Source organism: Rouxiella sp. T17 (assembly GCF_036663475.1).
Taxonomy (GTDB): Bacteria; Pseudomonadota; Gammaproteobacteria; order Enterobacterales; family Enterobacteriaceae; genus Rouxiella.
In genome coordinates this window covers 305,902-330,535 of record NZ_JAWUEA010000035.1, presented here as the reverse complement: position 1 = coordinate 330,535, position 24,634 = coordinate 305,902, and the positions used below count along the sequence as shown (strand labels likewise).

General features: G+C 53.9%; 18 protein-coding genes and 6 tRNA genes. 18 read left to right on the top strand and 6 right to left on the bottom strand.

All coding sequences use genetic code 11. The features are described from left to right. The first annotated feature begins 23 nt into the window (after positions 1-23). Genes kdpB through kdpE form a run of 4 tightly spaced genes read left to right on the top strand, consistent with a single transcriptional unit; the run spans position 24 to position 6,184 of the window. Positions 24-2,111, top strand: a complete 2,088-nt coding sequence (gene kdpB, locus SC206_RS14925; protein WP_332738204.1) for a potassium-transporting ATPase subunit KdpB — start codon at positions 24-26, stop codon at positions 2,109-2,111. A 23-nt stretch (positions 2,112-2,134) separates the two neighbouring features. Then, positions 2,135-2,728: a potassium-transporting ATPase subunit KdpC gene (kdpC, locus tag SC206_RS14920; RefSeq protein ID WP_332738203.1), complete on the top strand. Its 594-nt coding sequence runs from the start codon at positions 2,135-2,137 to the stop codon at positions 2,726-2,728. A 16-nt stretch (positions 2,729-2,744) separates the two neighbouring features. Beyond that, positions 2,745-5,453 (top strand): two-component system sensor histidine kinase KdpD, encoded by a 2,709-nt coding sequence (gene kdpD / locus SC206_RS14915; RefSeq protein WP_332738202.1) that lies wholly within the window; start codon positions 2,745-2,747, stop codon positions 5,451-5,453. A 50-nt stretch (positions 5,454-5,503) separates the two neighbouring features. Beyond that, positions 5,504-6,184 carry a two-component system response regulator KdpE gene (gene kdpE, locus SC206_RS14910; RefSeq protein ID WP_332738201.1) on the top strand — a complete coding sequence of 227 codons (681 nt, stop codon included), beginning with the start codon at positions 5,504-5,506 and terminating at the stop codon, positions 6,182-6,184. Positions 6,185-6,199: 15 nt separating this feature from the next. Here kdpE and SC206_RS14905 read toward each other — a convergent pair whose 3' ends face one another. From SC206_RS14905 to seqA, 3 genes are all read right to left on the bottom strand, one after another. After that, entirely contained in the window at positions 6,200-6,997 is a 798-nt protein-coding gene (locus SC206_RS14905; RefSeq protein WP_442976094.1) for a PadR family transcriptional regulator, read from the bottom strand. A gap of 201 nt (positions 6,998-7,198) precedes the next feature. Continuing rightward, positions 7,199-8,842, bottom strand: a complete 1,644-nt coding sequence (gene pgm / locus SC206_RS14900) for a phosphoglucomutase (alpha-D-glucose-1,6-bisphosphate-dependent) (RefSeq protein WP_332738200.1) — start codon at positions 8,840-8,842, stop codon at positions 7,199-7,201. A 23-nt stretch (positions 8,843-8,865) separates the two neighbouring features. After that, positions 8,866-9,429: a replication initiation negative regulator SeqA gene (gene seqA / locus SC206_RS14895; RefSeq protein ID WP_332738199.1), complete on the bottom strand. Its 564-nt coding sequence runs from the start codon at positions 9,427-9,429 to the stop codon at positions 8,866-8,868. Between the two features lie 192 nt (positions 9,430-9,621). Here seqA and ybfF point away from each other — a divergent pair, with 192 nt between their 5' ends. The 4 genes from ybfF to fur all read left to right on the top strand — a co-directional run bounded on the left by ybfF (position 9,622) and on the right by fur (position 12,564). Further along, positions 9,622-10,401, top strand: coding sequence for an esterase (gene ybfF, locus SC206_RS14890; RefSeq protein ID WP_332738198.1), 780 nt, complete (start codon positions 9,622-9,624; stop codon positions 10,399-10,401). Positions 10,402-10,712: 311 nt separating this feature from the next. After that, positions 10,713-11,009: a LexA regulated protein gene (gene ybfE, locus SC206_RS14885; protein ID WP_332738197.1), complete on the top strand. Its 297-nt coding sequence runs from the start codon at positions 10,713-10,715 to the stop codon at positions 11,007-11,009. Between the two features lie 301 nt (positions 11,010-11,310). Beyond that, positions 11,311-11,838, top strand: coding sequence for a flavodoxin FldA (gene fldA / locus SC206_RS14880; RefSeq protein WP_332738196.1), 528 nt, complete (start codon positions 11,311-11,313; stop codon positions 11,836-11,838). A 279-nt stretch (positions 11,839-12,117) separates the two neighbouring features. Then, on the top strand, positions 12,118-12,564 hold the full coding sequence (fur, locus tag SC206_RS14875) for a ferric iron uptake transcriptional regulator (protein WP_332738195.1): 447 nt from the start codon (positions 12,118-12,120) through the stop codon (positions 12,562-12,564). 185 nt (positions 12,565-12,749) lie between these two features. Here fur and glnS read toward each other — a convergent pair whose 3' ends face one another. Together glnS and nagE are read right to left on the bottom strand one after the other, a co-directional pair. Continuing rightward, entirely contained in the window at positions 12,750-14,420 is a 1,671-nt protein-coding gene (glnS, locus tag SC206_RS14870) for a glutamine--tRNA ligase (RefSeq protein ID WP_332738194.1), read from the bottom strand. 170 nt (positions 14,421-14,590) lie between these two features. Further along, on the bottom strand, positions 14,591-16,633 hold the full coding sequence (gene nagE / locus SC206_RS14865) for an N-acetylglucosamine-specific PTS transporter subunit IIBC (protein WP_332738193.1): 2,043 nt from the start codon (positions 16,631-16,633) through the stop codon (positions 14,591-14,593). A gap of 414 nt (positions 16,634-17,047) precedes the next feature. Here nagE and nagB point away from each other — a divergent pair, with 414 nt between their 5' ends. From nagB to SC206_RS14815, 10 genes are all read left to right on the top strand, one after another. Further along, a complete protein-coding gene (nagB, locus tag SC206_RS14860; protein ID WP_332738192.1) occupies positions 17,048-17,848 on the top strand; it encodes a glucosamine-6-phosphate deaminase in 801 nt (266 codons plus the stop codon). Positions 17,849-17,889: 41 nt separating this feature from the next. Continuing rightward, positions 17,890-19,029, top strand: coding sequence for an N-acetylglucosamine-6-phosphate deacetylase (gene nagA / locus SC206_RS14855; RefSeq protein WP_332738191.1), 1,140 nt, complete (start codon positions 17,890-17,892; stop codon positions 19,027-19,029). A 17-nt stretch (positions 19,030-19,046) separates the two neighbouring features. Then, entirely contained in the window at positions 19,047-20,273 is a 1,227-nt protein-coding gene (gene nagC / locus SC206_RS14850) for a DNA-binding transcriptional regulator NagC (RefSeq protein WP_332738190.1), read from the top strand. 326 nt (positions 20,274-20,599) lie between these two features. Next, positions 20,600-22,273 (top strand): asparagine synthase B, encoded by a 1,674-nt coding sequence (asnB, locus tag SC206_RS14845; protein ID WP_332738189.1) that lies wholly within the window; start codon positions 20,600-20,602, stop codon positions 22,271-22,273. Positions 22,274-22,495: 222 nt separating this feature from the next. After that, positions 22,496-22,572, top strand: a tRNA-Met gene (locus SC206_RS14840). Positions 22,573-22,586: 14 nt separating this feature from the next. Then, positions 22,587-22,671: transfer RNA gene (locus SC206_RS14835), tRNA-Leu, on the top strand. A gap of 21 nt (positions 22,672-22,692) precedes the next feature. Continuing rightward, positions 22,693-22,767: transfer RNA gene (locus SC206_RS14830), tRNA-Gln, on the top strand. 67 nt (positions 22,768-22,834) lie between these two features. Then, positions 22,835-22,909, top strand: a tRNA-Gln gene (locus SC206_RS14825). Positions 22,910-23,001: 92 nt separating this feature from the next. Beyond that, positions 23,002-23,078: transfer RNA gene (locus SC206_RS14820), tRNA-Met, on the top strand. Between the two features lie 67 nt (positions 23,079-23,145). After that, a tRNA-Gln gene (locus tag SC206_RS14815) sits at positions 23,146-23,220 on the top strand. Positions 23,221-23,405: 185 nt separating this feature from the next. Here SC206_RS14815 and ubiF read toward each other — a convergent pair. After that, on the bottom strand, positions 23,406-24,593 hold the full coding sequence (gene ubiF, locus SC206_RS14810; protein ID WP_332738188.1) for a 3-demethoxyubiquinol 3-hydroxylase: 1,188 nt from the start codon (positions 24,591-24,593) through the stop codon (positions 23,406-23,408). Positions 24,594-24,634 lie beyond the last annotated feature (41 nt).

Below are 24,634 nucleotides of genomic sequence, written 5' to 3'. Positions count from 1 at the left end.
TCAAAGAACCAAGAGAGATAATAATGAGTCGCAAACAACGTGCCCTATTTGAACCTCGGTTACTGCGCACGGCCATCATCGAGGCGTTCAAAAAGCTGGACCCTCGCGCGCAATGGCGAAATCCGGTGATGTTCGTGGTCTATCTCGGCAGTATTTTGACCTCGCTGATTTGGCTGGCGATCCTGCTCGGAAAAACGCCGGGCAGCGCTGCCTTCACCGGCAGCATCGCGCTGTGGCTGTGGTTTACCGTGCTGTTTGCCAACGTCGCCGAAGCGCTGGCCGAGGGGCGAAGCAAGGCGCAGGCCGAGAGTTTGAAAGGGGTGCAGAAAACCAGCTGGGCCAAAAAAATGCCCGACGCTCGCCACGATAAAACAGAGAGTTTTTATGGATCGAAAACCGAAAAAGTCTCCGCCGACAGCCTGCGCAAAGGCGATATTGTGCTGATTGAAGCTGGCGATACGGTGCCCTGCGACGGCGAAGTGCTGGAAGGCGGCGCGTCGGTAGATGAAAGCGCGATCACCGGCGAGTCCGCGCCCGTCATCCGCGAATCGGGCGGCGATTTTTCATCGGTAACCGGCGGTACGCGCGTGCTTTCCGATTGGCTTATCGTCACCTGTACGGTGAATCCGGGCGAAACCTTCCTCGACCGAATGATCGCGATGGTCGAAGGGGCGAAACGGCGCAAGACGCCTAACGAAGTCGCACTGACGATTTTGCTGGTCGCGCTGACGCTGATTTTCGTGCTCGCCACCGCCACGCTTTACCCGTTTTCACTGTTCAGCGTCGAAGCCAGCCACGGCGGCGAGCCGGTGTCGATAACCGTGCTGGTCGCGCTGCTGGTCTGTCTGATCCCGACCACGATTGGCGGTTTGCTGTCGGCCATCGGCGTTGCGGGAATGAGCCGCATGCTGGAGGCCAACGTGATTGCCACCAGCGGGCGCGCCGTCGAAGCCGCCGGTGATGTCGACGTGTTGCTGCTCGACAAAACCGGCACCATCACGCTCGGCAACCGTCAGGCCGCGCAGTTTCTGCCCGCGCCCGAGGTCAGCGAACGGGATTTAGCCGACGCGGCGCAACTCTCGTCACTGGCCGATGAAACGCCGGAAGGCCGCTCCATCGTGGTGTTAGCCAAACAGCGCTTTAATCTGCGCGAGCGCGATATTGCCTCGCTGAACGCCAGCTTTGTGCCCTTCTCGGCGCAAACGCGGATGAGCGGCGTCAACATTGGCGATCGCTTAATCCGTAAAGGCGCGGTGGACGCCATTCGCCGCCACGTCGAAGCCAATCACGGCCATTTCCCTCTCGCGGTCGACGCGCTGGTCGAAACGGTGGCGCGCAAAGGCGGCACTCCGCTGGTAGTGGCAGAAGGCGCGCGCGTGCTGGGCGTGGTCGAGCTCAAAGACATCGTTAAGGGCGGCATTAAGGAACGGTTTGCCGAGCTGCGCAAGATGGGCATTAAAACGGTGATGATCACCGGCGACAACCGCCTGACCGCCGCCGCGATCGCTGCCGAGGCGGGCGTCGACGATTTTCTCTCCGAAGCCACGCCCGAAGCTAAACTCGCCCTGATTCGCCAATATCAGGCCGAAGGTCGGCTGGTGGCAATGACCGGCGACGGCACCAACGACGCGCCCGCGCTGGCGCAGGCCGACGTGGCGGTCGCGATGAATTCAGGTACGCAGGCGGCGAAAGAGGCCGGAAACATGGTCGATTTAGACTCGAATCCGACCAAGCTGATTGAGGTGGTACACATCGGCAAGCAGATGCTGATGACGCGCGGCTCGCTGACGACCTTTAGCATCGCCAACGACGTCGCGAAATATTTCGCCATCATTCCGGCCGCCTTCGCCGCGACCTATCCGCAACTTAACGCGCTGAACGTGATGCAACTGCACTCGCCGTCGTCGGCGATTATGTCGGCGGTGATTTTCAACGCGCTGGTGATTGTCTTTTTGATCCCGCTGGCATTGCGCGGCGTGAGCTACAAGCCCATGAGCGCGGCGGCGTTGCTGCGTCGTAACCTGTGGATCTACGGGCTGGGCGGCCTGCTGGTGCCTTTCGTCGGCATCAAACTGATCGACCTGCTGCTCACCCTGCTGCATTTGGCGTAACGAAAAAAACCAAGGAATACATTATGAACGTGCTGGCTCGCCACACTTATTTAAGACCCGCATTGACTTTGCTGCTGCTGTTGACGCTGATTACCGGCGTCGGTTATCCGCTGCTGATGACGGGAATTTCGACGCTGATTTTTCGTGCTCAGGCCTCCGGTTCGCTGCTGTTTGTCGACGGTAAACCGGTCGGTTCCACGCTGATCGGTCAGGCTTTTACTCGCGCAGATTATTTCTGGGGCCGCCCTTCCGCCACCTCCGATAGCGCCTATAATGCGATGGCGTCGGCGGGAAGCAATCTGGCGATCACCAATCCAGCGCTGGATAAGGCGATCGCCGCGCGCGTTGCCGCCTTGCGGGGCAGTGATCCTGCTAACCACGCGCCGATCCCTGTCGATCTGCTCACCGCGTCGGGCAGCGGATTGGACCCGCACATTTCCATTGCGGCGGCAAACTGGCAAGTTGCGCGCATCGCCCGCGCGCGAAAATTCACCGCGGAAAAAATCGAGCAGCTGATTAAAGAAAACACTACATCACCGTTGGCAGGTTTTACCGGCCAGCCGGTGGTGAACGTGTTGCAGCTTAATCTGGCGCTCGACCACGCGTCGGGCAGTTAAACAACAAGGCAACCGCATGGTAGATAACGAGATCCAACGGCCCGACCCCGACAGCCTGCTCGCGCAGGTGAATGAGAAACCGCGCGGCCGACTGAAGATTTTCTTCGGTGCCTGCGCGGGCGTCGGGAAAACCTACGCCATGCTGCAAGAGGCGCAAAGGCTGCGCGCCACGGGGCTGAACGTCGCGATCGGCGTGGTCGAAACCCACGGTCGCCTTGAAACCGAAAGTCTGCTGCCCGGTCTCGAACGATTGCCGCCAAAGCGCATTACCCATCGCGGTCGTCAGCTAAGCGAATTTGACCTCGACGCCGCGCTGCAACGCCATCCGGCGCTGATTTTGATGGATGAACTGGCGCACAGCAACGCGATAGGTTCTCGCCATCCAAAACGCTGGCAGGATATCGACGAGCTGCTCGACGCCGGTATCGACGTGTTTACCACCGTCAACGTTCAGCATCTCGAAAGTCTCAACGACGTGGTCAGCGGCGTGACGGGCATTACCATCCGTGAAACCGTGCCCGATCATATTTTTGACCAGGCTGACGAGGTGGTATTGGTCGATCTTCCGCCCGACGACCTGCGTCAGCGGCTTAAAGAGGGCAAAGTTTATCTCGCGGATCAGGCCGAACGCGCCATCGAGCATTTTTTCCGTAAAGGCAATCTTATCGCCCTGCGCGAACTTTCTCTGCGTCGCACCGCCGATCGGGTTGACGAGCAGATGCGCGCCTTTCGTGATACCTCTGGCAGCACGCGAATCTGGCACACGCGCGACGCCATTTTGCTGTGCATCGGCCACGGCGGCAGTAATGAAAAGCTGGTCAGAGTGGCAGCGCGGCTCGCAGCGCGACTGGGCTGCGTCTGGCACGCAGTCTATGTTGAAACACCGCGCCTGCATCGGCTGCCCGAAAACCAGCGTCGACGTATTTTGCAGGCCTTAAAACTGGCGCAGGAGCTCGGCGCAGAAACGGCGACGCTTTCTGACCCGCACGAGGAACAGGCGATTTTACGCTACGCGCGTGAACATTCGCTGGGTAAAATCGTGCTGGGCCGTCGCGCTGCACGCCGTTTTCGCTGGGGTGAAACGCTCGCCGAACGTCTGGCGGAACACGGACCTGAGCTGGATCTCCTGCTGGTGAGTCTGGACGAAACGCCTGTCAATGCGGGCCGCAAAGAGCCGGATGCTCGCGCTTTTAGCGAGCGTTTTAGCCGCCAGATTCGGGGTTGCGGCCTTGCCGTGCTGCTGTGCGCGCTGATCACCTTTGGGTCGCAGTTTCTGCTGCCGTTCTTTGACACCGCCAACCTGATCATGGTTTACCTGCTCGGCGTGGTGATCACGGCGCTGTTTTACGGTCGTTGGCCGTCGGTGCTGGCGGCGGTAATTAATGTTGCCAGTTTTGACCTGTTTCTGGTGCAGCCGCGCGGCTCGTTTGCTGTCACTGACGCGCAGTATTTGCTGACCTTCGGGGTGATGCTGATTGTCGGCGTGCTGATCGGTAATCTGACGGCGGGCGTGCGATATCAGGCAAGAATTGCGCGTCACCGCGAAAAGCGGGCGCAGCAACTTTATGAGATGTCGAAAAGTTTGAGTCAGGCCGTAACGCCCGACGCCGTCGCGCAAACTAGCCGCCATTTTATCTCGGCGACGTTAAACGCCAAGACGGCGGTATTGTTGCCGCAAAAGGAGCTGCATGAGACGCAAAGCCGGCTCGATTTCTCGCAAAACGAGAGTGATAACGGCCAGACGATTGCTGTCGATCCGGCCATCGCGCGCTGGAGTTTTGATAAACAGTCGCCCGCCGGTGCTGGCACAGATACCTTGCCCGGCGTGCCCTATCAGCTTTTGCCGCTGGTCGCCTCGGGCAAAACGCTCGGCCTGCTGGCGGTGGAACCCGCGACGCTGCGCCAACTGCTGGTGCCCGAACAGCAACGCCTGCTGCAAACCTTTACCGTGCTTATCGCCAACGCCCTCGAACGTCTCGAGCTGGCGGCGCGGGCCGAAAGCGCACGGCTTGAAACCGAACGCGAACAGCTGCGTAATTCGCTGCTCGCCGCCCTTTCCCACGATCTGCGCACGCCGCTAACCGTGCTGTTTGGGCAGGCCGAAATCCTGACGCTGGATCTCGCCAGCGAAGGCTCGCCTTTCGCGCCACAGGCCAACCAAATTCGCCAACAGGTGTTAAGCACCACGCGGCTGGTGAATAATCTGCTGGATATGGCGCGCATTCAGTCCGGCGGTTTTAATCTGCGTAAAGAGTGGCAGTCGCTGGAGGAGATTATCGGCAGCGCGCTGCGCATGCTCGAGCCGCTGCTTTCTGGTCATCACATCACCGTCGATTTGCCCTCAGAGTTGCTGCTGGTCAACTGCGACGCCAGCCTGATCGAAAGGGTGTTTATTAATCTGCTGGAAAACGCCGACAAATATGCGGGCAGATCCGCCGATATTCGCCTCAGCGCGCGTGCTCACGGCGATTGGCTCGAGGTTAAGGTGGCCGATAACGGACCCGGAATTGCGGCGGGCGGCGAAAAGCAGATTTTCGAAAAATTCGCGCGCGGAAATAAAGAGTCGGCGATTCCGGGCGTTGGCTTGGGGTTGGCGATTTGTCATGCCATTATAGCGGTGCACGGCGGGAAAATTTTTGCCGAGAACTTGCCGCAGGGCGGCGCGCAGTTCAGCTTCACGCTTCCGCTGGAAAAACCGCCCGCGCTGGAATCCGAAGACGTTTAACGCGTACAGTTTATCAAAGAGATGACCTTGATAATTAAACCAGGAGCACTGTGACCATCCACGTTCTGATTGTCGAAGATGAAAAAGAGATCCGGCGCTTTGTGCGAACCGCGCTGGAGGGGGAAGGTGTTAAGGTTTTTGAAAGCGAAACCCTGCAACGTGGACTGATTGAAGCCGGAACCCGCAAGCCGGATCTGGTGATTCTCGATCTCGGCCTGCCGGACGGTGATGGACTGGATTACATTCGCGACCTGCGCCATTGGAGCAGTATCCCGATTATCGTGCTGTCGGCGCGCACTGACGAGGCGGACAAAATTGCCGCGCTGGATGCCGGTGCGGATGACTTTTTGACTAAACCTTTCGGCGTGGGCGAGCTGCTGGCGCGGGTGCGCGTGTCGCTGCGTCGCCATGCCAGCGGACAACAGGAGAGCCCGCTGGTCAGTTTCGCCGACGTGACGGTCGACCTGATTAATCGGCGCGTTCAACGTGCGGGCGAAGACCTGCACCTCACGCCGATTGAATTTCGCCTGCTGGCCGAACTGCTCGCCAACAGCGGTAAAGTTATCACGCAACGCCAGCTGTTAAGCCACGTGTGGGGCCCAAACTACGTGGAACACAGCCACTATTTGCGTATTTATATGGGGCATTTGCGGCAGAAGCTCGAGCAGGATGCGACACGTCCGCGTCATTTACTGACCGAAACCGGCATCGGCTACCGTTTTATGCCCTGAGCTTTCGGCTCGCCGTTATTCGGCTTTTGGCTCTTGTACTGGCGCTGCTGCCGTGCTGGTATCCGTTGTCTTGGTCGCTGCAGCTTTAATAGAAGAGTTGGCGGCCATTTCAGCGTCGATGGCGGCAAATTCGGCCTCGATAATTTCTACGGCTTTCAACAACGTACCGTTAACGCGGGTCACCTGTTCAGGGCTGAGATCGTCGCGCATAAAATTGCTGCGCAGCACGTGACGCAGGCGATGCATGCTCTCTTTGATGCCTTCGGCAAGGTTTCCAGCGTGTTGCTGACGCTTTTCGCGCTTCGCCAGACGGGCAAAAATCGCGTTTAATACTTCCTGATGTTTTGCCAGCTCTTCCTGTCCCGCGGCGGTCAACTGATAGCTTTTACGCCCTTTATCACCCACCAGCGGTTCCAGCAGTTCCTGTTCTTCGAGCAGCGTCAGGGTCGGATAAATCACGCCCGGGCTTGGCACATACAGGCCTGACGAGGCTTCTTCAATCGCCTTGATCAGCTCATAGCCGTGACTCGGTTTTTTCGCTACCAGAGCCAGCAGCACCAGACGCAGATCGCCGTGTTCGAACAGGCGCTTCATCTTGTCACCACGACCGCCGCCGCGATGCGGACGTCTTTCTCCTCGACCTTCGCCGCGATCCTCGCCTCTTTCGCCCATTGGCGCATGGCGTCCACCGCGATGACGGCCTGCCATAAATTTACCGCCACGTTCTTTTCCGCCGCGATGTTTGCCCCCGTTTTCACTGCCGAAAGCTTCGCTGCCAAAACCGTCTTTATTAAATCTGTCTTTATCAAACATGGTGTCACCTTAAATAGATATATCGAAACGTTTTCGATATATCTAAATTAGATCAACTTTGCGGCGTTGGCAAGATCCATTGTGCATTTAGATATATCTTTTTTCCGCATGAGTGGACGGCAAAAATTGGGCATAAAAAAAGCGCTGTATAAACAGCGCCTTAATTAAGATTTGTGATCAGAGATGTCGATAGCAGCGAATTTACTTGGCGTCGGCCAATACTTTGCTGACGATATCCACGGCTTCTTTTTCGATCTGCTCGCGATGTTCTGCGCCAAGGAAACTTTCACAATAAATTTTGTAAGCCTCTTCGGTGCCGGACGGACGCGCAGCGAACCAGCCGTTTTTGGTCATCACTTTCAAACCGCCAATCGACGCGCCGTTGCCCGGAGCCTTGGTCAGGCGGTCGGTAATCGGGTCGCCCGCCAGCGTGTCGGCTTTGACCTGCTCTGGAGAGAGCTTGGAGAGCGCCGCTTTCTGCGCGTGCGTAGCCGGAGCCTGAATACGGTTGTAGCTCGGCGCGCCGAAACGGGCCGCCAGCTCGTCGTAATGCTGCTGCGGATTCTTGCCGGTGACGGCGGTAATTTCAGCCGCTAACAGGCAAAGAATAATGCCGTCTTTGTCGGTGGACCACGGCGTGCCGTCGAAACGCAGGAATGACGCACCCGCGCTCTCTTCGCCGCCGAAACCGAAGCTGCCGTCGAACAGGCCATCAACGAACCATTTGAAGCCCACCGGCACTTCTACCAGCTTGCGGCCCAAATCTTCAACCACGCGGTCGATCATCGCGCTGGAAACCAGCGTTTTACCGACGGCGACATCAGCCCCCCACTGTGGACGATTCTGGAACAGGTAGTTGATCGCGACCGCCAGATAGTGGTTCGGATTCATCAAACCTGCGGGTGTCACGATGCCGTGGCGATCGTAATCCGGGTCGTTGGCGAAGGCCAAATCAAACTTGTCTTTCAGCGCCAGCAGGCCGCCCATCGCAAACTCGGACGAGCAGTCCATACGGATCACGCCGTCGTGGTCGAGATGCATGAAACGGAAAGTCTGATCGACAGAATCGTTAACCAGCGTCAGGTCGAGCTTGTAATGCTCGGCAATGCGCTGCCAGTAAGCGATACCGGAGCCGCCCAAAGGATCAACGCCGAGTTTCAGGCCGGCTTTCTGAATCGCTGGCATGTCGATGATTTCGCCCAGCGCTTCGATGTAGCCCTGCACCAAATCTTGCTCGTTCAGATGCCCGCTCTGCCAGGCTTTGTCCAGCGACTGACGCTTGACGTCTTTCAGACCGTCGGCAATCAGCACGTTGGCACGCTTTTCAATGACAGAGGTCAAGTCGGTATCAGCCGGACCGCCGTTGGTCGGGTTGTATTTGATCCCGCCATCTTCCGGTGGGTTGTGCGAAGGCGTGATAACGATGCCGTCGGCCAGCGCGCTGCCCTGCTTGTTGTGCGTCAGGATCGCGTGCGAAACCGCTGGCGTCGGCGTGAAGCCGTTGTTTTCCTGCACAATAACGTCAACGCCATTGGCAGTCAGCACTTCCAGCACGGAGATAAATGCCGGTTCAGACAGCGCGTGCGTGTCTTTACCTACATAGCATGGACCCGTGGTCCCCTGCTCTTTGCGCACTTCGGCGATAGCTTGCGCGATAGCCAAAATGTGGGATTCGTTAAAGCTGTGGCGTCCGGCGCTGCCGCGATGTCCAGAAGTGCCGAATTTAACCGCGTGGGCGCTATTGGACGGATCTGGCTGCAATACATAATACTGCGACGTAAGTTGTGCAACGTTAATCAAATCGCTTTGCTGAGCAGGTTGCCCTGCGCGGGGGTTGTTGGCCACTGGCATTTCTCCCTAATGCTGAATTAAAGGGTTCCGCAAACTTTATCAATCAGTTCGACTGGGAACTGCATCAATTGCATGATGTGCTCGATCATGCCGCGTTTACGGTCCGTGTTGGTATTGGTAATGACCCAATAAGGTGTTCCTGGTACGTGCTTTGGCTTGGTGTGGATACCGTTTTGCAGCAACGTTTGCTGGTCGCCGGCAAAATAGGTACGCGTGCGGCCGGTAAGTGATTCGGTCGCTACGGCAAATTCTTTAGGATTGAGCGTATATAACGTGGTGAGGATCAGCATAAAACGGTTAACCGCTTTAGTTTGCTCGGCGTATTCGTCGGAAAGCATTAATTCACGCATGGCGCGGACGCGTTCACGAGGCGTATTGGCTGTGACGACAGGCGGGGTCGCAGAGGCTGCCGCAGGCTTTTCTTCGTGCGCAGCGCTGGCCACAACAGGCGTCGGCTGCACTTCCTGGCCGGCAGTAAATTTCAGCATCCGCCGTAAAATGTCTGATGCACTTTCACCGATATGCTGCGTGTGGCTTGCGATATAGCGGTAAAGCTCTTCATCAACCTCAATCGTTTTCATCTTTATCCAGTACTGTTTTTCTACTTAATTTATTCAAAGGATTATACAAATTAAACTGCGCAAACAAAAAGGCTAATCACCTCAATATTCAAAAAGCAGAATAAACCCTATATCCCACTCGGAAAATCTTCCGTAACTCATGATAACCTAATGAGAATCTTACCTGTAATAAATGTCTGTACGGACTCTGCCATGAAATTACATTATCGACTGCAACCCGCCGAATCGTCTGAAAATCAGACATTACCTGTACTATTAATCCACGGCCTGTTTGGCACGCTGGACAATCTCGGCATTTTGGCACGCGACCTGAAACAACAGCATAGTGTGCTTCAGGTAGATTTGCGTAATCACGGGCTTTCAGCGCGCTCGTCCGTGATGAATTATCAGGCGATGGCCGAAGATCTGCGCGACACGCTCGACGACGCCGGTATCGAAAAAGCGCTGGTGATAGGCCATTCGATGGGCGCTAAAGCCGCGATGGCATTGACCGCCGTGGCGCCAGAGCGCGTCGCCAAGCTGGTGGCGATAGATATGTCGCCCGTGGATTACCAGATTCGCCGTCACGACGAGATTTTTGCCGCGCTCAATGCCGTGACCGAGGCGGGAATTAAAGACCGCGCAGGCGCCACGCAGTTTATGCAGGCCTATCTCTATAAAGGAAAGCGGCTGGAAGATGGCGTCATTCAGTTTCTGCTGAAATCGTTCCAGCAGGGCGAATGGCGTTTTAACGTGTCCGCCTTGCAGGCCGAATATGCCAATATTATTGGTTGGCAAGAGGTGCCCGCCTGGCCGCATCCGGCGCTGTTTATTCGCGGTGAACTCTCGGATTACGTGCAGGATAGCCATCGCGACGCCATTGCACGTCAGTTCCCGCTCGCCCGTGCGCACGTTATTGCCGGAAGCGGACATTGGGTACACGCCGAAAAGCCCGACGCGGTGCTGCGCGCGATTCATCGTTTCATCGACTAAATGGTTTAACGACCCATGCTTTTTTAGCAAAAGTGGCCTGAGCGACGAATATTTACTCTCATGTGCACAAGTCTGTGCATAAAAACGGCGAATCCTAATAACTTAGCTAATATTCAAGGTAGTTAGGCGTTGTGGAGGGATATACGCTAGGGTATGATTGCGCGCTGTAATTTTGCCCCTGCGCCGAGGCCGTTTTTCTCAGGCGTTGGAGGTAAATTGGGTTAGGGTTTGTTAACCCGAAATGTGTAACCATCTCATCTGAAAGGGCTTGCGCCGTTTCCGATGTAACTTCCCTAGTTGTACCGCTACCTATGGCAAAAGAACAACTGGATCGTACGACGCTTGATCTGTTCGCAGACGATCGCCGTCCGGGACGTCCAAAAACAAATCCGCTATCTCGCGATGAACAGCTTCGGATTAACAAGCGTAATCAGCTTCGCCGTGACAAAAACAACGGTTTGCGTCGCGTAGAGCTGAAAATCAATGCCGAAGCTGTCGATGCGCTTAACAAGCTGGCGGAACAGCAAAATATCAGCCGTAGCGAGCTGATTGAACAGATGTTGCTATCTCATCTGAACAATCAGGAAAGCGCGTCTTCGCACGACTGATTCGGGCGGGTAATGCTCGTGATTACCCGCCGTTGCTCTCTTTCTGTTGCTTACCGGTTGGGTTAGTTACCTGAAAGGTAAAGCTGTCCGCCCGAAAAAATCTCGACATTGCCTTTTGACTGCTCTCCTAATTAAAAAACGCGTAACGGAACACACAAAGGCGATAACGCTTTAGCGCGTTGCCCTATAAACTATTGGGCTATGATTTTTAGGTAATAAATTCCAGGCGTCGTTGATTCACGCTGCAAACGAACACATTGACTCACCGAGTCCATTAAAGAACAAGAGGTTAGATAAGCTTATGGCAGTTGTAGGTATCTTCTTTGGTTCCGACACCGGAAACACCGAAAACATCGCAAAAATGATCCAGAAGCAGTTGGGTAAAGATGTGGCTGACATTCAGGACATCGCCAAAAGCAGTAAAGAAGATCTGGAAAAATACGATATTTTGCTGCTCGGCATCCCAACTTGGTACTACGGTGAAGCACAGTGTGACTGGGACGACTTTTTCCCGACGCTGGAAGAGATAGATTTCGAAGGTAAGCTGGTAGCCGTATTCGGCTGTGGCGATCAGGAAGACTACGCGGAATACTTCTGTGACGCGATGGGCACCGTGCGTGACATCATCGAACCTCGCGGCGCGGTGATCGTCGGTCACTGGTCAACCGAAGGTTACGGCTACGAAGCGTCGAAAGGCATGGCGGATGAGACCCATTTCATCGGTTTGGCTATCGACGAAGACCGTCAACCCGAGCTGACCAACGAACGCGTTGACGCCTGGGTTAAGCAAATTTCCGAAGAATTAAGCCTTGCCGAGATTATCGGTTAATCCCACACAAAGGCTAAGGCCCTGAAACGTTGAGGTTATTCGTTAAAGGGCCAAACTATCACTGAAATTAACAATTTAAGAGCTTCAAAATTGTAAATTTCAGCCCGATCAAGGTACACTAACTGTATCTGTTTTATCGTTCTGCCCGCATTGGGTTTAAAACCTTTGGTCTTGCTTTATACCTTCGGGTCTGCTTAAAACCTTTGGATCAGAATGATGGTTATTAACAGCCCACCGTTTTCATTAACGTGATTAGCATAGTGACAGGACTAAATCCGCATGACTGACAACAACACCGCACTGAAGAAAGCCGGCTTAAAAGTCACGCTTCCGCGTCTTAAAATCCTGGAAGTGTTGCAAGCCCCGGCAGGTCACCACGTCAGCGCGGAAGATTTGTACAAAGAACTTATCGACATGGGCGAAGAGATTGGTCTGGCCACGGTTTACCGCGTGCTTAACCAGTTTGACGATGCCGGCATTGTTACCCGCCACAACTTTGAAGGCGGCAAGTCAGTATTTGAACTGACCCAACAGCATCACCATGACCACCTTATCTGCCTCGATTGCGGTCGTGTTATTGAATTCCGCGACGAATATATCGAAGCACGTCAGCGTGAGATTGCCAAACGCCACGGCATTAAATTAACCAACCACAGCCTTTATCTTTACGGTCACTGCGAAGACGGCAACTGTCTGGAAGATGATTCTGTGCACGGCAAAGGCTAATAGCCGGCGCCAGAGCGGTTATGAAGAATAACGGCTTATGAATACAAAATGACCGCTGAAAAGCGGTTTTTTTTTGCCTGCGATCTGTCCTCTCCTTCATAACGGCAAACTTTTGCTTCGCGATAGCCAAAAAAAATGCAGCCCGCAAAGGCTGCATTTTTCATTGGGTAAATCACCAACAGGCATTACACCGCGGGCTTGCTTTCCCAGTTATCACGCAGGCCAACGGTGCGGTTAAACACCAAATGCTCGGCGCTGGAGTAAGTGCTGTCGGCGCAGAAATAACCTTCGCGCTCGAACTGCAGGCTCACACCAATTTCGGCTGAAGCCAGGCTTGGTTCAACGAAGCCTTGGGCAATTACCAGCGACTCTGGGTTGATGGTGGTTAGGAAGTCTTCGGCCTGCGCCGGATTTGCCACGCTGAACAGACGATCGTACAGGCGGAATTCGGCTGGCTTGCCTTCTGTCGCAGAAACCCAGTGGATCACGCCTTTTACCTTGCGGCCATCGGCAGGATCTTTGCTTAGCGTATCAACGTCATAGCTACAGAAGATGGTAGTAACATTGCCTTCTGCGTCTTTTTCGATGCGCTCAGCCTTGATTACGTACGCGTTACGCAGGCGAACTTCTTTGCCCAGCACCAAACGCTTGTACTGCTTGTTGGCTTCTTCGCGGAAATCGGCCTGATCAATAAAGATTTCGGCGGTAAACGGCACGTCGCGCGTCCCCATTTCCGGCTTGCTCGGATGGTTCGGCATCGACACCCACTGCACGGCGTCGCCAGCAAAGTTTTCGATAACGACTTTTACCGGGTTAATCACGGCCATCGCGCGCGGAGCGTTCTCGTTGAGATCGTCACGGATACAAGATTCCAGCGCCGCCATTTCAACGTTGTTATCCTGCTTGGTCACGCCGATACGACGGCAGAACTCGCGGATGGAACCGGCGGTGTAACCACGACGACGCAGGCCTGAAACCGTTGGCATGCGCGGGTCATCCCAGCCTTCAACGATATTCTCGGTCACCAGCAGGTTCAGCTTGCGCTTGGACATGATGGCGTATTCGAGATTCAGACGAGAGAATTCGTACTGACGCGGATGACAAGGAATGGTGATGTTATCCAATACCCAGTCATACAGACGGCGGTTGTCCTGGAACTCCAGCGTACACAGCGAGTGGGTGATCCCTTCCAGCGCATCGGAAATGCAGTGGGTGAAATCGTACATCGGATAGATGCACCACTTGGTGCCGGTCTGGTGGTGATCGGCGAACTTGATGCGATACAGCACCGGGTCACGCATCACGAAGAACGGCGATGCCATGTCGATTTTGGCGCGCAGGCAAGCGGTGCCTTCGGCAAATTCGCCGTTACGCATTTTCTCGAACAGCGCGAGGTTCTCTTCAACCGTACGGTCGCGGAACGGGCTGTTTTTACCCGGCGCGGTCAGGTTGCCACGGTATTCGCGGATTTGATCCGGCGACAGTTCGTCGACATAGGCCAGGCCTTTCTGGATCAGTTCAACCGCGTAGTGATGCAGCTGGTCGAAGTAATCGGAAGAGTAATGAACCTTTCCGCTCCATTCGAAGCCGAGCCACTGCACGTCTTTCTTGATCGACTCGACAAACTCGATGTCTTCTTTAACCGGGTTGGTGTCGTCAAAGCGCAGGTTGCATTGGCCCTGATAGTCTTGTGCGATGCCAAAGTTCAGGCAGATCGATTTTGCGTGGCCAATGTGCAAATAACCATTTGGCTCAGGGGGAAAACGGGTCACTACAGACGCGTGTTTTCCGGATGCCAGATCTTCATCGATAATCTGACGGATAAAATTTGTTGGGCGGGCTTCAGCCTCACTCATTGTTCAATTCCTCTACGCGAACGAAAGCTCGAAAGACTAACCGCATATGTTCATACAAGCTTCGCTTCGACACAACCCTTAAGTGGCAATTTTGAATTTTATAATAAAAAACGGGAAGAGATTGCGCTCTTCCCGTTCTACTTATGGCGAATTAAATAGCGAATAAAAGATTATTTCGACTGGATCTCGAACAGACGCGTTTCGCCCGCGACGACCTTCTCACCGGCCACCAGCGCCAATCCGGAGAAATCTTCCATGTTGCTCACGACAACCGGGCTAATCATTGAGCGCGCGTTGGCGTTCAGATAGTTCAGATCCAGCTCGAGCACAGGTTCGCCTGCGCGTACCGTTGCGCCCTCTTCAACCAGTCGGGTAAAGCCCTGACCGTTAAGCGCGACAGTATCCAAACCGATGTGAACCACCACTTCGGCACCGGCGTCGGTTTCCAGACAGAATGCGTGATTGGTGTTAAAGATTTTAACCACCACGCCATTGGCCGGAGAGACCACGGTTTTGCCGGTCGGACGAATAGCCAGACCTTCACCTACCGCGCCGCTGGCGAAAGCTTCGTCAGGAACCTGATCCAGCGCGACTACGTCACCGGTGATCGGCGAAATCAGCGTTTCGAGCACGGTTTTCGGCGTGTTCGGCACGGCCTGTGGCTTCGCTTCATAAGCTGGCGCAGAGGCAGCGGGCATCGCGGAGGCCGCAACGGCGCCGCCGGTCAGCACGTTGCGCATTGCACCGGCAATGATTTCGGCACGCGTTCCGACGATAACCTGCACGCTCTGCTTGTTAAGACGAATCACGCCCGACGCGCCCAGACGTTTTGCCAGCGCATCGTTGACCAGCGACGAATCTTTCACGTTCAGACGCAGACGGGTGATACAGGCGTCGATGCCGGTCAGGTTTTCCGAGCCACCAATCGCGCCAATATATTGACGTGCCAGCGCCGCCGTTTCATCCGCCTTGTTACCGCCCTTGCGTTCGACATTAACGTCGTAACCGTCGCTTTCATCACCGGCAACGGCCAGCTCGCGACCCGGGGTTAACAGGTTGAATTTCTTGATAGTGAAACGGAACACTACGTAATAGATGAAGAAGAAGACGATGCCCTGTGGAATCAGCATGTACCAGTGTGTTGCCAGCGGGTTACGCGTTGACAGCACCATATCCACCAGACCCGCGCTGAAACCGAAGCCGGCAATCCAGTGCATGCTGGCGGCGATAAATACTGATACGCCGGTCAGCAACGCGTGGATCACATAAAGCACCGGTGCAACGAACATGAAGGAGAATTCCAGCGGTTCGGTGATGCCGGTAAAGAAGGAGGCAAAGGCCGCCGCCAGCATGATACCGCCGACCTTGGCGCGATTTTCAGGACGCGCGCAGTGATAAATCGCCAGCGCAGCGCCCGGCAGGCCAAACATCATGATCGGGAAGAAGCCCGCCTGATAACGGCCGGTAATACCGGGAATGGCTTTACCTGAGGCGATAGATTCCTGACCGCCAAGGAAGTTGGGAATATCGTTGATGCCCGCGACGTCAAACCAGAACACCGAGTTGAGCGCGTGGTGCAAGCCGACCGGAATAAGCAAGCGGTTGAAGAAGGCGTAAATGCCCGCGCCGACCGAGCCGAGGTGTTGAATATGTTCGCCGAAATTAACCAGTCCGTTAAAGATCAACGGCCAGATGTACATCATGATGAAGGCGACACCAATCATCACGAACGAGGTCATAATAGGCACCAGACGACGGCCGCTGAAGAATGACAGCGCCTTCGGCAGCTCGACGTGGCTAAAGCGGTTATACAGCTCTGCAGAAATAATACCGACCAGAATACCGACAAACTGGTTGTTGATTTTGCCAAACGCGGCGGGCACGTTGGCAACCGGGATTTTCTGAATCATCGAAACGGCAGCGGGGGAACACAGCGTGGTCAGCACCAGAAAACCAACGAAACCTGTCAGCGCGGCGGCGCCATCTTTATCTTTTGACATCCCGTACGCCACGCCTATCGCGAAGAGCACGGCCATATTTTCGATAATCGCCGATCCTGACTTGATAAACAGCGCGGCCAGCGCGTTGTCGCCGCCCCAGCCAATCGGGTCAATCCAATACCCTACGCCCATTAAGATCGCGGCGGCGGGTAGTGTGGCAACCGGCACCATCAAGGCGCGGCCTATTTTCTGCAAGTAGCTAAGTATACTCAACTTTTCCCCCTATTCGCCCACTGGCGAATCACCAAAACAGTTTAATTGGAATGTGTTACTGCTTAATGTAAAAACTGCAAGAATCCGGCTTTTCTTTGGCGAAATCCCGCAAAATGCACCGTCTACCGCGCAGTTTAAAAAATTTAATTCGTATCGCAAATTAAAACCCCCTAATTTGTGATTATTATCACCAAAAAGGTGGGTTAACAGGCCATAATACTGGTCATCGACCAAAACTTATTTTATCATCAAAAAAATCTAGGCGGTCTGGTGCCGATCATCGGTGTTAATGGCTCGGCTGTAAAGTCAAAGCGCGCCCATCGCCAGCAAAATTAACTCTTCTGTTGCTTTAAGCAACGGAAAAAATCGACTTATTTTCTCAAAATTCGTTTTTCAAAACTTAAGAGGTGTGTAATGAGACTTATCCCCCTGAATTCTTCTGTCGACGTCGGCAAATGGGCGGCGCGTCATATTGTTCAACGCATCAACGCCTTCAACCCTACTGCCGATCGCCCGTTTGTGTTGGGCCTACCTACCGGCGGCACGCCGATGGAAGCGTATAAGCATCTGGTAGCTATGCATAAAGCAGGCCAAGTCAGCTTTGAAAACGTGGTAACCTTTAATATGGATGAATATGTCGGTTTGCCGCAGGCGCATCCTGAAAGCTATCACACCTTTATGTACAAAAATTTCTTCGACCACGTTGATATTAAAAAAGAAAATATTAATCTGTTGAATGGTAATGCCGCAGACGTCGACGAAGAGTGCCGTCAATACGAGGCGAAAATTAAGTCTTACGGCAAAATAAACTTATTTATGGGCGGTGTCGGTAACGACGGTCACATTGCTTTTAACGAACCGGCTTCTTCTCTGGCATCGCGTACGCGCATTAAAACGCTGACCCACGATACCCGCATCGCCAACTCGCGCTTCTTCGACAACGATGTGTCACAGGTGCCGAAATTTGCCCTGACCGTGGGCGTTGGAACCTTGCTGGACGCCGAAGAAGTGATGATTCTGGTGACCGGCCACGCGAAAGCGCAGGCGCTGGAAGCCGCCGTGGAAGGCAATATCAATCACATGTGGACCATCAGCTGTCTGCAACTGCATGCAAAAGCCGTTGTGGTTTGTGACGAGCCTTCCACCATGGAATTAAAAGTCAAAACGGTTAAATACTTCCGCGAACTCGAAGCGGAAAATATGAAGGGCCTGTGATTTTAGTTCTCTAGCAAATTTTTAGATGGGAGCATTACGGAATGCCAGCTTACATAGATTGCCGCGTATATACGGGTCACGATATTTTGGACAATCACGCCGTGGTCATCGCCGATGGCCTGATTGAGCGCGTTTGTCCGCTGGCAGAACTGCCTGCCGGCATTGAAACGCGCAGCCTGAACGGCGCAATATTGGCCCCCGGCTTTATCGATCTCCAGCTTAACGGCTGTGGCGGCGTGCAGTTCAACGATTCGCTTGAGGCTATCTCGGTCGAAACGCTGGAAATTATGCAGGCGGCCAACGAAAAGTCGGGCTGTACCAGCTATTTGCCGACGCTTATCACCAGCAGTGATGCGTTTATGAAGCACGGCATTGCCGTGATGCGCGAATACTTGAACAAGTATCAACATCAGGCGCTGGGTCTGCATCTCGAAGGGCCTTATCTGAGCATCGAGAAAAAAGGTACGCATAATCCGGCGTTTATCCGTAAACCCGATGCCGAAATGATTGATTTTATCTGCGCCAATGCCGATGTTATCAGCAAGGTGACGCTGGCTCCCGAGCAGGTCGACGCCAAATTTATTCGCCAGCTCAGCGACGCCGGAATCATCGTTTCTGCGGGTCACTCAAACTCCAGCTACGAGCAGGCGCGCGAAGGTTTTGCGGCGGGCATCAGCTTCGCCACGCACCTTTATAACGCCATGCCGCCAATTTCCGGCCGTCAGCCCGGTTTGATGGGCGCGATTTTCGACACCGATGACGTCTATACCGGCATTATCGCCGACGGTCTGCACGTCGCCTGGCCGAGTATTCGCAACGCCAAAAAACTCAAGGGTAATAAGCTGGTTTTGGTTACCGACGCCACCGCGCCTGCCGGTGCAGATATTGATCAGTTCATTTTTGCTGGCAAAACAATATACTATCGCGATGGACTGTGTGTAGACGAAAACGGCACCCTCAGCGGTTCTGCGCTGACTATGATAGAAGCCGTGCAGAACAGCGTCGAACACGTCGGGATCCCGCTGGATGAGGCGTTGCGCATGGCCGCGCTCTACCCGGCTCGCGCTATCGGCGTCGACAAGATGCTCGGCAGCATCGAAGCCGGAAAAGTGGCTAACCTGACCGCGTTTACCCATGACTTTAAAATAACAAAAACGCTCGTCAACGGCGACGAGGTATAAATAGCAGAGAGAGAGTGATGAACACAGGCGGGCAGGCACAAATCGGTAATGTTGATCTGGTTAAACAGTTGAACGGCGCGGCGGTGTATCGCCTGATTGATCAGCAGGGTCCCATTTCAAGAATTCAAATTGCGGAACTCAGCCAGCTTGCTCCCGCCAGTGTCACCAAAATCTCCCGCCAACTGCTGGAACGCGGCCTGATAAAAGAAGTGGATCAGCAGGCCTCGACCGGCGGTCGGCGCGCTATTTCAATTATCACCGAAACCCGTCAGTTTCAAACCGTTGCGGTGCGCCTTGGCCGCAATGACGCAACCATCACGCTTTACGATCTCAGCGCCAAAGCCCTTTCCGAACAGCATTATCCTCTACCCGAACGCACGCAGGAGACGCTGGAAAACGCCCTTGGCCTAGCTATCACCCAATTTATCGAATTAAATCAACGCAAGATTCGCGAGCTGATTGCAATTTCGGTGATTCTGCCCGGCTTGGTCGATCCGTTAAAAGGCGTGGTGCGCTACATGCCGCACATCAGCGTTCACAACTGGCGTTTGGTCGACGTACTCGAAACAAAATTTAACGTCACCTGTTTTGTCGGCCACGATATTCGCAGTCTGGCGCTGGCGGAGCACTATTTCGGTGCAACGCGCGACTGTCAGGACTCCATTTTGGTTCGTTTACATCGCGGCACGGGCGCAGGCATTTTGGTCAACGGCCAGATTTTTCTCGGCAGTAACGGCAACGTGGGTGAAATCGGTCACATTCAGGTTGATCCGCTCGGCGAACGCTGTCACTGCGGCAACTTTGGCTGTCTTGAAACGATTGCTGCCAACTCGGCGATTGAAAATCGGGTGCGTAATCTACTGACGCAGGGCTATCACAGCAAATTGACGGTCGATGATTGCTCGATTGGCGCTATTTGCAAGGCCGCCAATAAAGGCGATCGCCTTGCCTGTGAAGTGATTGAATACGTTGGCCGTCATTTGGGCAAAAGCATCGCCATCGCGATTAACCTGTTTAATCCGCAAAAAGTAGTGATCGCCGGTGAAATTACAGAAGCCGACAAAGTGCTGCTCCCTGCCCTGCAAAGCTGCATCAATGCTCAGGTACTGAAGGATTTCCGCCGTAATTTGCCGATCGTCACCTCAGAATTGAACCATCGCTCGGCAATTGGCGCCTTTGCACTGGTGAAACGCGCGATGCTTAACGGCGTGTTGCTGCAACGCCTACTCGAAACCACCTCCTAAAAATTTACTTTTCTGCCACGGTTTGCTGATTGTTAACTTACTGTGGCAAAAATATGCCCGCGCATGAACCCAAACCTCGTTTTTTTGCCGATCCGCTAATTTTACACCTTTAAAACTGACAATCCGCTAAGAAACGAGAGGGGTCAACCAACTATTTTTCAGACAATCACTAAATCGCTTGCAAAGGTTCGCGCTTTTACGCATTTTCAATATCAGAGACGCAGCGAAGTCGTCAAAAAAGAAGTGCAAAGCGATAACGCTGCTCAACCAAAACTGGTTATGAATAACAACATCACCGCCTGAGAAAAGCCGTTAGGGAGAGTTATATGTGTTCTATATTTGGTGTGCTCGATATCAAGACTGACTCCATCGAGCTGCGCAAAAAGGCGCTAGAGCTGTCACGCTTGATGCGTCACCGTGGTCCAGACTGGTCTGGCGTTTATGCCGGCGACAAAGCGATTCTTTGTCACGAGCGTCTGTCGATTGTTGACGTCAACAACGGCGCGCAGCCTCTGTACAACGAAGCACATACTCATGTTCTGGCAGTTAACGGCGAAATCTACAACCATCAGGCGCTGCGTGCTTCTCTGGGCGAGAGCTATGCTTTCCAGACCGAATCTGACTGCGAAGTGATTCTGGCGCTGTATCAGGAAAAAGGCCCGGCGTTCCTCGACGAACTTTACGGCATGTTCGCCTTTATCCTTTATGACACGGAAAAAGATGCCTACCTGATTGGCCGCGACCACATGGGCATTATCCCGCTGTACATGGGCCATGACGAACACGGCAACCTGTATGTCGCGTCTGAAATGAAATCACTGGTTCCGGTTTGCCGCACCATTAAAGAGTTCCCGGCGGGCAGCTACCTGTGGAGCAAAGACGGCGAAATCGTTGAATATTATCAGCGTGACTGGTTCGAATTCGACAACGTTAAAGATAACGTTACCGATAAGGCCGAGCTGAAAGAAGCGCTGGAAGAGTCGGTAAAAACGCACCTGATGTCAGACGTGCCTTACGGCGTGCTGCTCTCTGGCGGCTTGGACTCTTCTATTATCTCTGCGATCACCAAGAAATTTGCCGGTCGTCGTATTGAAGATAAAGATCAGAGCGAAGCCTGGTGGCCACAGCTGCATTCATTTGCAGTGGGTCTTGAAGGATCCCCTGACTTGAAGGCGGCGCAGCAGGTTGCCGACCATTTAGGCACCGTGCACCACGAAATTCATTTCACCGTGCAGGAAGGCCTCGACGCTATCCGTGACGTTATCTATCACATCGAAACCTATGACGTGACCACGATTCGTGCGTCAACGCCGATGTATTTGATGTCGCGTAAAATCAAGGCGATGGGCATCAAGATGGTGCTGTCTGGCGAAGGTGCCGATGAAGTGTTTGGCGGCTACCTCTACTTCCATAAAGCGCCGAACGAGCAGGAGTTCCACGAAGAAACCGTGCGTAAACTGCTGGCACTGCATATGTATGACTGTGCGCGCGCCAACAAGGCGATGTCGGCGTGGGGCGTTGAAGCACGCGTGCCGTTCCTGGACAAGAAATTCCTCGACGTGGCGATGCGTATCAACCCGAAAGATAAAATGTGTGGCAACGGCAAAATGGAAAAACACGTTCTGCGCGAATGTTTTGAATCCTACCTGCCGCACAGCGTGGCGTGGCGCCAGAAAGAGCAGTTCTCCGACGGCGTGGGTTATAGCTGGATTGACACCTTAAAAGAGGTCGCGGCGCAGCAGGTCACTGACCAACAGCTCGAAACGGCGCATTTCCGTTTCCCGTACAACACGCCAACCTCCAAAGAAGGCTACCTGTACCGCACGATTTTTGAAGAGCTGTTCCCGGTACCAAGCGCAGCAGAATGCGTGCCTGGTGGCCCAACGGTAGCCTGTTCTTCGGCCAAGGCCGTTGAGTGGGACGAATCCTTTAAAAACATGAACGATCCGTCTGGCCGTGCCGTGGGCGTACACGCTTCCGCCTACACGCCAGTTGCCTAATCTTCACGATATAAAACATTATTGCGGGCCTCTCGGGGCCCGTTTTTTTATTCAGAATTCGTTTGAAAATCCACTCTTTTGTTGAATTTATCACCATAGTGGTTATTACCCAGACAAATGCACGCGTTCTACGATTTTTTGGCAAAAAACTTGTTGACGCAAAACGGTCATATACGCATAATGCGCCCCGCAACGCCGATGAAGGTTGAGCAGAAAGAAGACGGCTACGTAGCTCAGTTGGTTAGAGCACATCACTCATAATGATGGGGTCACAGGTTCGAATCCCGTCGTAGCCACCATTCTTTTTCTGTTTGCGGGAGTGGCGAAATTGGTAGACGCACTAGATTTAGGTTCTAGCGCCGCAAGGTGTGCGAGTTCAAGTCTCGCCTCCCGCACCATTTCATCGCGATCTGCACGGATGGGGTATCGCCAAGCGGTAAGGCACTGGTTTTTGATACCAGCATTCCCAGGTTCGAATCCTGGTACCCCAGCCAATTTTTTTCATTGTCCTGTTGTTCCAACAGCACGGTGAAAATAAAACACGATGTGAAAGTAATCTGATGGGGTATCGCCAAGCGGTAAGGCACTGGTTTTTGATACCAGCATTCCCTGGTTCGAATCCAGGTACCCCAGCCACTTTCCTCGTGTTAACTGTTTGAAATCTATTAGTTATCATGAACAAGTAGAGCAAAAACAGCTTGCAATAACGATTTAGATAGTTAAAGATTGGCTACGTAGCTCAGTTGGTTAGAGCACATCACTCATAATGATGGGGTCACAGGTTCGAATCCCGTCGTAGCCACCATTTTACGCTAAATGGTTATGAGCAAAGAGCTTTAAGTAAGAAAGCTGTAAAGTAGAAGTAACACCATTGGGGTGTCGCCAAGCGGTAAGGCTCTGGTTTCTGATACCAGCATACCCAGGTTCGAATCCTGGCACCCCAGCCAATTTTAGAAAAGCTCGCTTCGGCGGGCTTTTTGCTTTTCTGCTATACGCAAATTTATCACCTCATTATTTCCCGTCGCATCCTCCCTTATTAATAATAAAAAATAAAAAAGGCAGTAAAGCCTTTGCCCTACTGCCTTGCCAATCAATTTTGTTTAAAACTACGGGTGGTGGGTAAACAGAAAAACTACAGCCCCAACGCGTACTCCAACGCCTTACTCTTCAGCTTGCCTGCGCGTTGCGCGGCCATCAGCGCCAGATTACGGATAATTTTAATCGGCGGCAGATCGTTGCTAAACGCGGTGTAGAACAGGTCCATGCCGCTCTGCATCATTAAATTATCTACACGACGACGACGCTGATAACGCAGCAGCACGCGCTCGCTGCTCCAGTCCTCGCCTTTCTCACGCGCCTGCGAGATGACGTCGAGCAAGGCCTCTACGTCGCGATAGCCGAGATTCACGCCCTGCCCCGCCAACGGATTAATCGTGTGAGCCGCATCGCCCACCAGCGCCAACCCCGGCGACACGTAGCGCTGCGCGTGACGACGCACCAGCGGGAAAGATCCGGACGACAGCGCCGTCACCTTGCCCAAACGCGCTGGGAAGGCCTGTGTAAGCTCCTGAGTCAGTTGCTTCATATTTAACGTTTGCAGCTGGCGAATGCGCTGAGGGCTGTCATACCACACCAGCGAGGCGTGATTGCCCCACAGCGGCAGAAACGCACGCGGGCCCGACGGAAAAAACTGCTGCCAGGTCACGTCGAGATCTTTCGACTCCGTCTCGACGTTGATCAGCATACAGTTTTGGCGATACTGCCAGCCGTCGATACCAATTCCCGCCTGCTGTCGCACCTGCGAATTTGCCCCGTCGGCGGCCACCACCAGTTTAGCCTCGAGACGCTCGCCGCTCGCCAATTCCAGCGCCCAACCGTCGTCACCGTGCTTTTGCAGCTGTTTAAGCCTGTCGGGGCAAAACAGCGTCAGATTGTCTAACCCCTGCATCTGCTGCCACAGTGAGAGTTGCAACACGTTGTTTTCGAGCATAAAACCGAGTTCCGGCAGGCCGAGCGACTGCGCGTCAAACAGCACTTCCGAGCCCGGCTGCTCCCAGGTTTCAAGACGGCGATACGGCGTATGGCGCATCTGCACGACGTTTTTCCACGCGCCCAGTTTTTCAAGCAGGCGCACCGTCGCACAGCCAATGGCGGAAATGCGCAGATCAATGGCGTCATCGGCGGAATAAGGCGCGGGCGCTTTATTTTCGACTACCGCCACGTCAAAGCCCTGCTGTGCAAAACCGAGTGCGGTCGCCGCGCCGACCATGCCGCCGCCGACCACAATTATCTCAAAAGGCCTGCTTTGTCTCTTGTCCATGCCTGTATCCATCGCTTTCGTTGTTCATCTTTATTTAATGA

Bases quoted from the DNA above. Each gene is read 5' to 3' on its own strand.
- kdpB (WP_332738204.1), top strand. From the start codon at position 24: ATGAGTCGCAAACAACGTGCCCTATTTGAACCTCGGTTACTGCGCACG.
- kdpC (WP_332738203.1), top strand. From the start codon at position 2,135: ATGAACGTGCTGGCTCGCCACACTTATTTAAGACCCGCATTGACTTTG.
- kdpD (WP_332738202.1), top strand. From the start codon at position 2,745: ATGGTAGATAACGAGATCCAACGGCCCGACCCCGACAGCCTGCTCGCG.
- SC206_RS14905 (WP_442976094.1), bottom strand. From the start codon at position 6,997: ATGTTTGATAAAGACAGATTTAATAAAGACGGTTTTGGCAGCGAAGCT.
- seqA (WP_332738199.1), bottom strand. From the start codon at position 9,429: ATGAAAACGATTGAGGTTGATGAAGAGCTTTACCGCTATATCGCAAGC.
- ybfF (WP_332738198.1), top strand. From the start codon at position 9,622: ATGAAATTACATTATCGACTGCAACCCGCCGAATCGTCTGAAAATCAG.
- ybfE (WP_332738197.1), top strand. From the start codon at position 10,713: ATGGCAAAAGAACAACTGGATCGTACGACGCTTGATCTGTTCGCAGAC.
- fldA (WP_332738196.1), top strand. From the start codon at position 11,311: ATGGCAGTTGTAGGTATCTTCTTTGGTTCCGACACCGGAAACACCGAA.
- fur (WP_332738195.1), top strand. From the start codon at position 12,118: ATGACTGACAACAACACCGCACTGAAGAAAGCCGGCTTAAAAGTCACG.
- glnS (WP_332738194.1), bottom strand. From the start codon at position 14,420: ATGAGTGAGGCTGAAGCCCGCCCAACAAATTTTATCCGTCAGATTATC.
- nagB (WP_332738192.1), top strand. From the start codon at position 17,048: ATGAGACTTATCCCCCTGAATTCTTCTGTCGACGTCGGCAAATGGGCG.
- nagA (WP_332738191.1), top strand. From the start codon at position 17,890: ATGCCAGCTTACATAGATTGCCGCGTATATACGGGTCACGATATTTTG.
- nagC (WP_332738190.1), top strand. From the start codon at position 19,047: ATGAACACAGGCGGGCAGGCACAAATCGGTAATGTTGATCTGGTTAAA.
- asnB (WP_332738189.1), top strand. From the start codon at position 20,600: ATGTGTTCTATATTTGGTGTGCTCGATATCAAGACTGACTCCATCGAG.
- ubiF (WP_332738188.1), bottom strand. From the start codon at position 24,593: ATGGACAAGAGACAAAGCAGGCCTTTTGAGATAATTGTGGTCGGCGGC.